General features: G+C 74.4%; 7 protein-coding genes. 2 read left to right on the plus strand and 5 right to left on the minus strand.

Annotated features, from left to right (window positions below; translation table 11 throughout):
• Positions 1 to 149: 149 nt before the first annotated feature.
• Together HTZ77_RS23110 and HTZ77_RS23115 are read left to right on the plus strand one after the other, a co-directional pair.
• The gene (locus tag HTZ77_RS23110) at positions 150 to 3,554 is read left to right on the plus strand and encodes a phosphodiester glycosidase family protein (protein WP_328808714.1); all 3,405 of its coding nucleotides are present in this window, start codon (positions 150 to 152) and stop codon (positions 3,552 to 3,554) included.
• A gap of 242 nt (positions 3,555 to 3,796) precedes the next feature.
• On the plus strand, positions 3,797 to 5,278 hold the full coding sequence (locus HTZ77_RS23115; protein WP_175591725.1) for an amidohydrolase family protein: 1,482 nt from the start codon (positions 3,797 to 3,799) through the stop codon (positions 5,276 to 5,278).
• A 31-nt stretch (positions 5,279 to 5,309) separates the two neighbouring features.
• Here the strand turns inward: HTZ77_RS23115 and HTZ77_RS23120 are convergent, their stop codons facing one another.
• The 5 genes from HTZ77_RS23120 to HTZ77_RS23140 form a co-directional block, all read right to left on the minus strand.
• Positions 5,310 to 5,912: a hypothetical protein gene (locus tag HTZ77_RS23120; RefSeq protein ID WP_175591726.1), complete on the minus strand. Its 603-nt coding sequence runs from the start codon at positions 5,910 to 5,912 to the stop codon at positions 5,310 to 5,312.
• Positions 5,913 to 5,960: 48 nt separating this feature from the next.
• Entirely contained in the window at positions 5,961 to 6,500 is a 540-nt protein-coding gene (locus HTZ77_RS23125) for a zinc metalloprotease (RefSeq protein ID WP_175591727.1), read from the minus strand.
• A 343-nt stretch (positions 6,501 to 6,843) separates the two neighbouring features.
• Positions 6,844 to 8,373: an L-piperidine-6-carboxylate dehydrogenase gene (amaB, locus tag HTZ77_RS23130; protein WP_175591728.1), complete on the minus strand. Its 1,530-nt coding sequence runs from the start codon at positions 8,371 to 8,373 to the stop codon at positions 6,844 to 6,846.
• A gap of 50 nt (positions 8,374 to 8,423) precedes the next feature.
• Positions 8,424 to 9,911, minus strand: a complete 1,488-nt coding sequence (gene hglS / locus HTZ77_RS23135; RefSeq protein ID WP_175591729.1) for a 2-oxoadipate dioxygenase/decarboxylase — start codon at positions 9,909 to 9,911, stop codon at positions 8,424 to 8,426.
• 38 nt (positions 9,912 to 9,949) lie between these two features.
• Complete coding sequence (locus HTZ77_RS23140; protein ID WP_175591730.1) at positions 9,950 to 12,865, minus strand: FAD-binding and (Fe-S)-binding domain-containing protein; 2,916 nt, start codon at positions 12,863 to 12,865, stop codon at positions 9,950 to 9,952.
• Positions 12,866 to 12,892: the final 27 nt, after the last annotated feature.

The following is a 12,892-nucleotide window of genomic DNA, read 5'->3' on the forward strand; positions in this document are numbered from 1 at the left end:
CTCCGCGTACCCGCCCGCGCCCCGCGTCCCGCTCCCGCCGAGCCGGGGCGCGGGTGCGACGGCCCTCTGTCCCGCGGCCGCTCTTGAAGTTTTCTTTTAGTTCATCGCCAAGTCTTGAAAGTTATAGTCGCGAGCGATTGAGTTCGGTCGTGCAGACCCTCCGTTACGTGGCCGCCGCCGCGTCCGCGCTCCTGTTAGGAGTCGCGCTCCCGGCGCAGGCCGACCCCCAGCCCCCCGCCGAGGACGCGCTCGAAGCGTCGTCCTACCCTCCCGCCTCCACGCTCCTGGCCGACGCCACGGCCACCGCCGCGGCAGCCACGCAGCGGCTGGAGACCGACAAGCGGACGCGGCCCGTCGCCCCCGGCGTCTCGCTCACCTCCTTCGACAGCTACGACGCGCTCGGCTGGCTGCGCGGCGACGCCGTCACCGCCGACCTCGGCGGCGCCAAGGCCGACTACGTCTACTCCGGCGAGGTCACCAAGACCGAGCCGCTGTCCGGCCCCGCCAAGCGCGCCCGGGCCGTCGTGGCCGTCAACGGCGACTTCTTCGACATCAACGCCTCCGGCGCCGCCCAGGGCGTCGGCATCCAGAACGGCACCCTCATCCAGTCGCCCGTCGCAGGCCACGAGAACGCCGTCGCGATCACCGGCGACGGCGTCGGCCGGGTCCTCAAGGCGTACTTCGAGGGCACCGCCACCCCGGCGGGCGGCGCGCCGGTCACGCTCACCCAGTTCAACCAGGTGATCCAGAAGGACGGCGTCGGCCTGTTCACGCCGCTGTGGGGCTCCTACACGCGGGCCCGCGCCGTCGAGGGCGCCTCCGCCGTCACCGAGGTCGTCCTCAGGGACGGCGTCGTCGCCGAGGTGCGGCAGGCGGCCGGCACCGGCCCCATCCCGGCGGGCACGACCGTCCTGCTGGGCCGCGACGGCGGCGCCGCCGCGCTGGCCGCGCTCAGGGCCGGCGACCGGATCGACGTCGCCTACCGGCCGAAGACGACCGACGGCAGCACGCTCAAGGCCGCCGTCGGCGGCAACTACGTGCTGGTCAAGGACGGCGTCGTGCAGAACTCCGCCGACCCGGCCGCGCACCCGCGCACCGCGGTCGGCTTCTCCGCCGACGGCCGCAAGATGTACCTGCTGACCGTGGACGGCCGCCAGGCCGACAGCCGTGGCGTCACCCTCAACGAGCTGGCCGCGATGATGGCCGAGCTGGGCGCCGCCAACGCCCTCAACCTCGACGGCGGCGGCTCCTCGACCATGCTCGCCCGCGAGCCGGGCCAGGCCGACGTCCAGGTCGAGAACAGCCCGTCCGACGGCGGCGAGCGGCACGTCCCCAACGGCATCGCCCTGTTCTCCCCCGAGGGCAGCGGCAAGCTGAAGGGCTTCTGGCTGGAGACCGCCGGCGACCCGTCCCGCGTGCCCGGCACCGGCCCGGTCGCGGGCGGCCGGCCCGACCGCGTCTTCCCCGGCCTCACCCGGCGCCTGACCGCCGCCGGGTACGACGAGACGTACGGCCCCGCCGCCGGCACCCCGGCCTGGCGCTCCGAGCCGGCCGTCCACGGCGTCGTCCGCGACGGGAAGTTCCACGCCCTCGTGCCCGGCCAGACCACCGTCACCGCCTCGCGCGGCGCCGCCAAGGGCACGCTGGAGCTCACCGTCCTGCAGCCGCTGCGGCGCCTCGGCCTCACCACCGACCGCGTCGGCCTGCCCGGCGCCTCCGGCAGCGCCACGTTCGGCGTCGTCGGCTATGACCGCAACGGCAACTCGGCGCCCATCGAGCCCTCCGACCTGACCCTGTCCTACGACAAGGACCTGTTCGAGGTGACGCCGGCCGACCAGGGGTACTTCACGGTCAAGGCCAAGAAGGAGACCGGCTCCGGCCTCATCACCGCCAAGGTCGGCTCGATCAGCGCCGCCGTGCCCGTCACGGTCGGCTTCGAGGACAAGCCGGTCGCCGGCTTCGACGACGCCGCGTCCTGGACGTTCGCCGCGGCCCGCGCCACCGGCTCCCTGTCGGCCACGACCGGGCAGAGCGGGGGCGGCCTCAAGCTGGCCTACGACTTCACCCAGTCCACCGCCACCCGCGCCGCGTACGCCAGCCCGCCCCAGCAGATCGTCGTGCCGGGGCAGCCGCAGGCGTTCGGGATGTGGATCAACTCCACCGGCAAGGGCGAGTGGCCCAGCCTGGAGTTCTACGACGCGCTCGGCCAGTCGCAGATCCTGCGCGGACCGTACATGACGTGGACCGGCTGGAAGTACGTCGAGTTCGCGGTGCCGGCGGGCGTCAACTACCCGCTGAAGCTGCGGCGCTTCTACGTGGCCGAGACGCGCGCCGACCAGAAGTACACCAACGAGATCGTCATCGACGGGCTCGTCGCCAAGGTGCCGCCGTCGGTGACGGCCCCGCCCGCCGCCAAGGTCAGCGACCCGGTGGTCAGGCCGGACGTGGCCGCGATGCCGTGGCGGTTCGCGGTCATGTCGGACGCCCAGTTCGTGGCCCGCGACCCCGACAGCGACATCGTCCGCAACGCCCGCCGCACGCTGCGCGAGATCAAGGCCGCCGAGCCGGACTTCCTGCTCATCAACGGCGACCTCGTGGACGAGGCGTCGCCGGAGGACTTCGCGCTGGCCAAGCGCATCCTCGACGAGGAGCTGGGCGGCGCGCTGCCGTACCACTACGTGCCCGGCAACCACGAGGTCATGGGCGGCAAGATCGACAACTTCAAGGCCGTCTTCGGCGACACGTACCAGACGTTCGACCACAAGGGCACCCGCTTCGTCACGCTCGACACCTCGCGCCTGAACCTGCGCGGCGGCGGCTTCGAGCAGGTCGCGATGCTGCGCGAGCAGCTCGACGCGGCGGCCCGCGACGCCTCGGTCGGCTCGGTCGCCGTGCTGTTCCACGTGCCGCCGCGTGACCCCACGCCCGGCAAGGGCAGCCAGCTCGGCGACCGCAAGGAGGCCGCGCTGGTCGAGCAGTGGCTCGCCGACTTCCAGCGGACCACCGGCAAGGGCGCCGCCTACATCGGCGCGCACGTCGGCACCTTCCACGCCTCGCGGGTGGACGCGGTGCCGTACTTCATCAACGGCAACTCCGGCAAGAACCCGGCCACGGCCGCGGACGACGGCGGGTTCACCGGGTGGTCGCTGTGGGGCGTGGACCCGGTGACGGCGAAGGAGGCCGAGCAGGTCCGGCGCAACTGGTTCGTGGACGCGCCCGCCTGGATCGGCACGCAGGTGCGCCCGCACGTGGACGAGCTCACGCTCACGGCCCCCGCCACGCTCGCCGCCGGCGGCACCGACCGGGTCGCGGCCGAGGTCAAGCAGGGGACGCGGGCGGTCCCGGCGGCCTACCCGGTGTCGGCCGCCTGGTCGGGCTCACCCAACCTGCACGTCGGCCCGGCCCGTACGGCCAAGCCATGGCACGTGGCGGTGCTCGACCCGGAGACGGGCACGCTGACGGCTCGGCGCGCGGGACAGGTGACGGTCGCGGTCACGGTCAGCGGGGTCACCCGCCAGGCCACGGTCGCGATCACCGCCAAGGCCGCCGCCTGACGTCTCGACGTCTCGACATCCCGATGTGACGCTTTGAGGGCGTCTGCCCGGCCCCGGGCGGGCGCCCTCGCCCATGCGGCGGCCACCTGTCCCCCGGCGTGCCGCCTGAGGGGTCGGCGGGAGGGTCCGGCGGCGTGCCGGATGAGAGGTCGGCGGGCGGGGGCCCCGGCGTGCCGCTTGAGGGGGGCGGCGGGTGGGTACGGCGGCATCGGACGCGCGCCGGAACCCGGGGAGGACCGCCGATGGCCGCCGACCTCACCGAGCTCGTCGACGAGCTGCCCCTGGTGGACCACCACGTCCACGGCGCCACCGCGCACGACCTGTCCCGCCGGGCGTTCGAGGAGCTGATCACCGAGTCGGACCGCCCGGTGCCGGCCTGGATGACCATGTTCGACTCCCAGCTCGGGCACGCCATCCTCCGGCACTGCGCCCCCGAGCTGGGGCTCGACCCGCACACCTCGCCCGAGGAGTACCTGGCGCGCCGGGCCCGGCTCGGCGCCGACGAGGTCAACCGGCGGCTCCTCGGCGCCTCCGGCGTCGAGCACTACCTGCTGGAGACCGGCTACCGGGGCGAGGAGATCCTGGGCCCCGGCGGTATGGCGGAGGTCACCGGCGTGCCCGTGGACGAGGTGGTGCGGCTGGAGCAGGTCGCCGAGCAGGTGGCGGCCTCCGGCTGCGGGGCGGGCGCGTTCGCGCGGCGCTTCGCCGAGGCGCTGTGGGAACGCACCCGTACGGCGCGCGGCCTGAAGACCGTCGTGGCCTACCGGCACGGCCTCGACTTCGACCCGTCACGGCCCTCGGCGGCCGAGGTCGCGGAGGCGGCCGGCCGCTGGCTGGGGGAGGGCGAGGCAGTCGGCCGCCGGTTGGGGGAGGGCGAGGCAGCCGGCCGCCGGTTGGGGGAGGGCGAGGCAGCCGGCCGCCGGTTGGGGGAGGGCGAGGCAGCCGGCCGCCGGTTGGGGGAGGCCGAGGCGGCCGGCCGCCGGCCGGGGGAGAGCCAGGCGGCTCCGGACGACGCGCCGCCCGGACGACCCGGGGGAGGAACCGGGACGGGACCGGACGACGCGCCGCACGGAGGATCCGGGGGAGGAGCCGGGACGGGACCGGACGACGGATTCCGCAGGGGACCGGAGAGACGGCTCGGCCTGGTGCAGGACGCGGTGCCGGTGACGGCCGCCGATCAGCGGCGGCGCGGGTGGCGGGTCACCGACCCCGTGCTGCTGCGGCACCTCATCTGGACCGGCCTCGACCGAGGGCTCCCGCTCCAGTTCCACACCGGCTTCGGCGACCCCGACGTGGACCTGCGCCGGGCGGACCCGCTCCTGCTGCGCGGCTTCGTCGAGCGGGCCGAGCCGACCGGGGTGCCGATCATGCTGCTCCACTGCTATCCGTACGTCCGCCACGCCGGCCACCTCGCCCACGCCTACCCGGCCGTCCACCTCGACGTGGGCCTCGGCGTCACCTACACCGGCGCCCGCGCCGCCGCCCTGGTGGCGCAGAGCCTGGAGGTGGCGCCGTTCGCCAAGCTGCTGTTCTCCTCGGACGCGTGGGGTCCGGCCGAGCTGCACCATCTCGGCGCGACGCTGTGGCGGCGGGCCCTGGCGCGGGTCCTGGGCGAGTTCGTGGCCGAAGGGGAGTGGTCGGCGGGCCAGGCGGCGCGGGTGGCGGCCATGGTGGCCGCGGGGAACGCCCGCCGCGTCTACGACCTGACCGCGCCCCGGCCCTGACGCCGTCCCGCTCCAGGGCCGGGGCGCGGTCTCACTCCTTGATCGACAACCGCTGGACGTCGGCGTCCTCAAGCCTGACCGGGTTGTCCGGCATCGCCGAATACGTGCCCGCCGAGGTGACGACGTACTTGGCCTGCTCCGGGTTGAGGAGCGAGGCCGGCGAGTCGGGATAGGTCTCCAGGAACAACATGTACGTGACGCCCGTCTTCAACGGCGTCGCGTCCGCCTCCTCGTACGTCACGCCGTCCAGCGTGCCGCCGAGCTCCTTCACCTGGATGACCTGGCCGACCCGGGCCGGCCCCTTGCGCACCTTGAGCACCTCGACGGAACTGACCGTCATGACCGTGGGCGGCCCGGCGGGCGGAGCCTCCGCGTCGGGCGTGACACCGGCGTTCGGATTCAGCCGCGGATCGGTCTCGGTGGCGTCGTCCGCCGGCTCGACCTCCGTCATGACGCGTTTCGTCCCGGTCAGCCGGCCCTCGATCACCAGCTTCGCCCCGGTGAACAGCGCGTCGGCGCTGTCGTACGCCGGATAGTCCGCCGCGTAGATGACGTTCTTCTCCTCCGCCGCGCAGGCGGACAGCAACAGCACAGCCAGGGCGGCCACCCCGAGCCGCCGCATTCGAGCCTTCATCGACTTCGACTCCCGTTCTCCTCGTGAATGTCGTCGGGGCGGAGCCGGTCAGTAATAGGCGTTGACGTCCGAGACGTCATGCGACTGCGGTTTGGTCATCGTGTCGCGATTTCTGCTGTGGTTCATGATGGAGGTGGTGCTGTTGTGCGCGAGATTGAGCGCGTGCCCCAATTCGTGGACGAAGACGCCGGTCACGTAGTTGGAGAAATTGCTCGCGTCCCGGTTGATGGTGCGGCTGTTCAGCTTGATGTACAGGCAGCTGTCGCCGCATCGGGTGTAGTGCCCGTACCAGGTGTTCCGGTACGACTTCACGGTGATGGTCGAGCCGGAGTTCCGGTTCTTGTAGATGTCGGCGGGGGAGGACGTGGCGTTCCAGTTGGCCAGCGCCTTGTTCATCGGCTTCTGCCACGTGTCGTTGTAGTTGTAGGGGTAGAGGCCGATGCGGGCGATGAGCTGGCCGGTCCCGTTCCAGTGTGCGGACGCGGGGGTCGCGCTGATGCTCACGCAGACGATCCCGGCGAGAGTCGCGGCCAGCAGCCGCGAGGCTTTTCTTTTCGCGTTCCGGGCGCGGAGGTCTGACAATGCCACGATCCACTCCGATTCTTTTCGGGCAGGGCGGAACAGCGTGACGGGTGAAGGAATTGCGCGGTCACCGGTCGCGCCCGGACGGGCGGCCGGCACGGTTTCGGCGAGGCGTTCTGACTATGGGCGGTTCACGTCGGCGGAAACCGTTTGCACGCTGCGACGGTACTCGACGCGCAGTTATACGCACAAGATCAACGCAGAGTTCCGGAAACCATCGTCTCCGTCATATCGGCCGGTCCTCCCAGGTGCGCGGAAGCTGCCCGGATATCGACCCTGAAAAATAGCTGTGACCCCCGGGTCCCGCGGCGTTCGGCCGCGGACCCGGGGGCATGGGGTGGCGGAGCGTTCAGAGGAAGCTGACGTTCTGGGCCAGGGTGAGCCGGTCGGAGTAGTTCACGGTGGCGGTCGAGCGCCGCATGTAGGCGCGCCACGCGTCCGAGCCGGACTCGCGCCCGCCGCCCGTCTCCTTCTCCCCGCCGAACGCCCCGCCGATCTCGGCCCCGGACGTGCCGATGTTGACGTTGACGATCCCGCAGTCGGAGCCCGTCGCCGAGGTGAACAGCTCGGCCTCGCCCACGTCGCGGGTGAAGACGCTGGACGACAGCCCCTGGGGGACCGCGTTGTTCAGCTCGATCGCCTCGTCCAGCGTGCGGTACGTCTGGACGTACAGGATCGGGGCGAACGTCTCCTCCCGCACGATGCCGTTCTGTCCCTCGACGCGCACGATCGCCGGCTCGGCGTAGAAGGCGGCCGGCGCGGCGTCGGCCAGGCGGCGGCCGCCGCCGGCGAGCAGCTTGCCGCCCTCGGCCCGGGCGGTGCCGAGGGCGTGCCGCATCGCGTCGTGCGCCTGCCCGGTGATGAGCGGCCCGACCAGCGTGGCGTCGTCGAACGGGTCGCCGATGGGCAGCCGCCCGTACGCGGAGGTCAGCCGGTCGAGGAGGGCGTCGGCGACGTCCTCGTGCGCGATGAGCCGCCGCAGCGTGGTGCAGCGCTGCCCGGCCGTGCCGGCGGCCGCGAACACGATCGCGGGCGCGGCGAGGTCCAGGTCGGCCGACGGGGCGACGACGGCGGCGTTGTTGCCGCCCAGCTCCAGCAGCGTGCGGCCGAAGCGCGCGGCCACGCGGGGACCGACCTGGCGCCCCATCCGCACGGAGCCGGTGGCGCTGACCAGGGCCACCCGCGGGTCGTCGGCCAGCAACTCCCCGAGGGCGCGGTCGCCGAGCAGCAGCCGGTGCACCTCGCGCGGCGCGCCGCTCTCGTCGGCCGCCCTGGCGAGCAGGCGGTCGCAGGCCAGCGCGGTGAGCGGGGTCAGCTCGGACGGCTTCCACACCACGGTGTCGCCGCAGACCAGGGCGACGGCCGTGTTCCACGCCCACACGGCCGCAGGGAAGTTGAACGCCGAGATGACGCCCACGACGCCCAGGGGGTGCCAGGTCTCGGTGAGCCGGTGGCCCGGCCGCTCGGAGGCGATGGTGCGCCCGTAGAGCTGGCGGGACAGTCCGACGGCGAAGTCGCAGATGTCGATCATCTCCTGGACCTCGCCGAGCGCCTCCGAGCGGATCTTGCCCGCCTCGATCGTGACGAGGTCGGCCAGGTCGGCCTTGTGCTCGCGGAGCAGGTCGCCGAGCCGGCGCACCAGCTCGCCGCGGCGCGGCGCGGGCACGGCCCGCCAGGACAGGAACGCGGCGTGCGCGGCGGCGACGGCCTCGTCCGCGGCGTCGGGGCTGGTGGTGGCCAGGTCGAGCAGGCTCTCGCCGGTGACGGGCGTGCGGGCGCGCACGCCGCGGCCCTCGGCGGGGACGGCGTCCAGGCGGGCCAGGACGTCGAGCGCGCGCTGTCGCAGCGCGTCGGTGGAGGGAAGGGCGGTCGTGGTCATGGACGGGTCTCCGTTGAGGGGAAGGTGAGGGCGTGCCGGTCGGGGAGCGGTCAGGGGATGGCGGGGAGGCCGAGGGTGCGGGCGGCCTCCTGGAGGGAGCGCTCCTGCTGGGCCTCGTAGAGTGCGAACGGGTCCAGCACCTCGCGGCCGATCGCCTCCGACAGCAGCCCGAGGTCGTACCCGGCGCCGGTGAGGCTGTCGTCCTTGATGCCCTCGCCGCTGAGGTTGGACTGGAAGATCCCGGCCGCCGAGCGGGGCAGGAAGTCCTCGTACACGATGGGCTCGGCGCGCAGCCAGCCGGCGTCCAGCAGCTCGGCGAGGCCGGCCACCGGCGGGCGGCCGTCGCGCGGGCGGTCCTCGACCGCGTGGTAGGTGAAGAACCCCATGCGGCGCGCGGCGAGGTCCCGCTCGGAGGCGGGGAACTCCCGCTCCCACAGGTCGCGGGCCACCGCGTCGCGCCGCGCGGCCTCCCCCCGCCCGGCCCCGACAGGCGAGCCGCCCGGGACCGGCGAGCCGCCCGAGCCTCCGGAAGCGCCCCCGGAGGCGCCCGCGCCGGCCGGGACGGTCTCGCGGGCCAGGTGGTCGGCGCGGGCGAGCAGGTCGTCGTGGAGGCGGCGCCCGTCGCGGGTGAGCGCGATCCCGCGCGCCTCCACCTCGCCGAAGCGCACCCGCAGCGACCCCGTCGTCACCGCCCCGTCCGGTTCTCGCAGGACGCGCGGCTCGGCCAGCGCCCGGAACGACGTCTGCCGGAGCAGCACGTCGGGCCCCGGCCAGCGGGGCGGCCCCTGGATCGCGTCGATCATGGTGATGCCGCGCTCGGTCATCCGCCGGTACAGGTCGTCGATGTCGAGCACGCGCGGCGTCAGGTGGTTGATGTGCGTGCTCGCCACCCCGCCGATGTCGGCCGCGACCGCCGACACGCGCTCCAGCTCCTCGTACCAGGCCCGGTCGATCGGCTCGGTGGACAGCGCGAACGCCTCGACGGCGAGCCGCAGGAAGCGCTCGGCCCGCTCCTCCGGCAGCCCGCCCGCGGCCTCGGCCTCGCCGGCCAGCTCCAGCAGCTCCGGTGGGAACAGCCGCCTGGCCGCCAGGAACGCCTCCAGCCGCGCCCGCAGACCGGCGTCGAAGAAGCGCGGGTCGCCGGGGGTGAGCATCGAGGTGAACACCCGGAACGGGTTGGCGGCCAGCTCGTCCTCCGTCACCGGCCGGAAGGCCGTCGAGACGACGGGCACGGCGCTGGAGGCCGTGTCGCGCAGGTCGTAGAAGCCGACCGGCCGCATCCCCATCGCCCCGAAGATCCGCGCCACCTGCCGCAGCTCGCCGGGCGTGCCGACGCGGATGGCGCCGTGCCGCTCGGCCGTGACCCGGCCGATGGAGCCCAGCCGCTCCGCCCCGGCCCCGGCCCGCCGCAGGACGTCGAGGTTGACCTCCTGGGAGACCTCCACGAGCGTCCGGTACGCGGGGACCTCCCGGCCGTACATCTCCGACAGGCGGCGCGCGAACGCGGCACGCAGCCGCCCCTGGGTGATCGTTGACATGCGTTGCCTTTCCCGGTGGTACGCGAAGAAGATCGGGATCAGAGGGCTTCGGCGATCAGCTCGGCGAGGTGGGTGGCCCGCCTCCCGGCGCCCTGGGCGATCTGGGTGCGGCAGCTGAAGCCGTCGGCCAGCACGGCGGTGTCCTGCCCGGCGGCCCGTACGGCCGGCAGCAGCACCTGCTCGCCCGCCGCCACCGACACCGCGTAGTGCTCCCGCTCGAACCCGAAGTTGCCGGCCAGCCCGCAGCAGCCGGACCTCAGCACGGTGTTGTCCACGCCCATGCGCCGCAGCAGCTCGGCGTCGGCGTCGAAGCCGCTCGTGGCGTGCTGGTGGCAGTGGGTCTGGCTGATCGAGCGGCCCCCGGCCCGGGGCGGCTCCCAGCCGGAGCGGACCAGCAGCTCGGCCAGGCCCACGGTCGACTCCGCGAGCAGGCGGGCCCGCCCGTCCTCGTGGAGCAGCTCAGGTACGTCCGTCCTGAGCGCGGCCGTGCAGCTCGGCTCCAGCCCGACGACCGGCACGCCCGCCTCCAGCGACGGCCCGAGCGCGTCCAGGGTCCGGCGGCCGAGGCGGCGGGCCGTGCCGAGCTGGCCGGTGGTGAACCAGGTCAGGCCGCAGCACTGCGTGCCCGGCGGCACGCGCACCTCGTACCCGGCGCTCTCCAGCACCCGGACGCCGGCGCGCAGCACCGAAGGGGCGAAGTGGTTGTTGAAGGAGTCCACCCAGAGCGTCACCGGCCCGCGCGGCGCCTCGCCCTCCGGGGCCGGCCGGCGCCGGAACCACGACAGGAACGTCCGGTCGGCGAAGCGGGGCAGCTCGCGCTCGGCCGCGATCCCGCCGAGCCGCTTGACCAGCGGCGACAGGCGCGAGGACAGCACCGCGTTCACCAGGCGCGGCATCCGCGAGGCGGGCCGGGCGAGCAGCGGCAGCCAGCCCATCGAGTAGTGCGAGGCGGGCCGCAGGCGATGGCGGTAGTGGTGGTGGAGGAACTCCGACTTGTAGGTGGCCACGTCCACGCCCACGGGGCAGTCCACGCTGCACCCCTTGCACGACAGGCACAGGTCGAGCGCGTCGCGCACCTCCGGCGAGCGCCAGCCGGTGCTGATCACCTGCCCCTGCGTCATCTCGTACAGCAGGCGGGCGCGCCCGCGCGTGGAGTCCTTCTCGTCGAGTGTGACGCGGTAGCTGGGGCACATGACGTCGCCCCGGTGCTCGGCGGTGCGGCACTTGCCGACGCCGACGCAGCGGCGGGCGGCCCGGGCCAGGTCGCCGCCGTCGGCGTGCAGCGGCAGGACGGTGGCCAGCGGGATCGCCGGCCGCCGCGGGTCCACGCGCAGGTCGCCGTCCACCGGCCGGGGCCGGACGATCATGCCGGGGTTGAGGCCGCCGTCGGGGTCCCACAGGTCCTTGAACCGCTCGAACAGGGCCATGACCTCCGGCCCGTACATGAGCGGCAGCAGCTCGGAGCGGGCCTGGCCGTCGCCGTGCTCGCCGGACAGCGAGCCGCCGTGCTCGGCCACCAGGCGGGCCGCGTCCGTGACGAAGGACCGGAACGTCGCCACGCCCTTGTCGGTGCCGAAGTCGAAGTCGATCCGCACGTGCAGGCAGCCCTCGCCGAAGTGGCCGTACACGGCGCCGCGCAGCCCGTGGCGGTCCATGAGGGCGGTGAAGCCGCGCAGGTACGAGCCGAGCCGCTCGGGCGGCACCGCGGCGTCCTCCCAGCCGGGCCACGCCTCCGAGCCGTCGGGCATCCGGGTCGCCAGGCCCGCGCCGTCCTCCCGGATCCGCCAAAGGCGCCGCGCCCGCTCCGGGTCGGTGACGGTCAGTGCGCCGGTGAACCCGGCCGCCCGCCCCGCGGCCTCGCCCAGGGCCAGCGCCCGCTCGGGCAGCTCCGCCGGCTCGCCGCCCAGCTCGGCGAACAGCCACGCCTGCCCCGGCGGCAGCGCCTCGATCTCGGCCCGCGTCGCCGGCCGGGTCACGATGCCGGTCAGCGCCCGGTCCAGGCCCTCCAGGGCCAGCGGCCGGTGCTCCAGCAGCGCGGGGACCGCGTCCGCCGCCTCGCCCGCCCCCTCGAACCCGAGGACGACCAGGGCGCGCGCCGGCGGCGGCGCGACCAGGCGCACGGTCGCCGACAGGATCACCGCGCAGGTGCCCTCGCTGCCCGCCAGCGCGCGGGCCAGATGGAAGCCGTGCTCGGGCAGCAGGTGCTCCAGCCCGTAGCCCGACACCTGCCGGGGGAAACGGCCGAGGCCGGTCCGCAGCGTGGCGAGGTTGCGGCGGGCCAGCTCCGCCAGCGCGCCGACCAGCCGGCCGCGCTCGCCGCCCTCGGCCACCGCCGCCGCGACCTCCTCGCCGGTCATCGCGCCGACCGTCATCACGGTCCCGCCGTAGGTGAGCACCTCCAGCTCCACCAGGTTGTCGGCGGTGCGCCCCCAGGCCAGCGAGTGGGAGCCGCACGCGTTGTTGCCGATCATGCCGCCGAGCGTGCAACGGCTGTGCGTGGACGGGTCGGCGCCGAAGACCAGCCCGTGGGCGGCGGCGGCCGCCTGCAGGTCGTCCAGGACGACGCCCGGCTCGACGGTCGCCGTGCGCGCCTGCGGGTCCACGGCGAGGACGCGGTTGAGGTAGCGGGAGAAGTCGAGGACCACGCCCGAGCCGACGGCCTGGCCCGAGGTGCTCGTCCCGGCGCCGCGCGAGGTGATCGGCACGCCCAGACGGCGGCACACCGCGACCGCCTCGACGACGTGCCGCCGTTCGCGGGGGAACACCACGGCCATGGGGACGCGCCGGTAGTTGGACGCGTCGGCGGAGTACTGGGCGCGCCGGCCGGCGTCGGCCGCCACCTCGCCGCAGCCCGCCTCGCGCAGCGCGGCGACGAGGCGCGCGAGCCGCGCGCCCTCGCCGCCGGTCTCGTCGCCTGCGGTCGTGCGGGTGTCGTCGGCGGCCGTGCCCACCATGTCCCCCTCGTCGTCCCTCGTCGTCCG

The organism is Nonomuraea montanisoli (assembly GCF_013363975.1).
GTDB lineage: Bacteria > Actinomycetota > Actinomycetes > Streptosporangiales > Streptosporangiaceae > Nonomuraea > Nonomuraea montanisoli.

Excerpts from the sequence above, each read along its gene's own strand:
- hglS (WP_175591729.1), bottom strand. The coding sequence starts at position 9,911 with ATGTCAACGATCACCCAGGGGCGGCTGCGTGCCGCGTTCGCGCGCCGC.
- HTZ77_RS23120 (WP_175591726.1), bottom strand. The coding sequence starts at position 5,912 with ATGAAGGCTCGAATGCGGCGGCTCGGGGTGGCCGCCCTGGCTGTGCTG.
- amaB (WP_175591728.1), bottom strand. The coding sequence starts at position 8,373 with ATGACCACGACCGCCCTTCCCTCCACCGACGCGCTGCGACAGCGCGCG.
- HTZ77_RS23115 (WP_175591725.1), top strand. The coding sequence starts at position 3,797 with ATGGCCGCCGACCTCACCGAGCTCGTCGACGAGCTGCCCCTGGTGGAC.
- HTZ77_RS23140 (WP_175591730.1), bottom strand. The coding sequence starts at position 12,865 with ATGGTGGGCACGGCCGCCGACGACACCCGCACGACCGCAGGCGACGAG.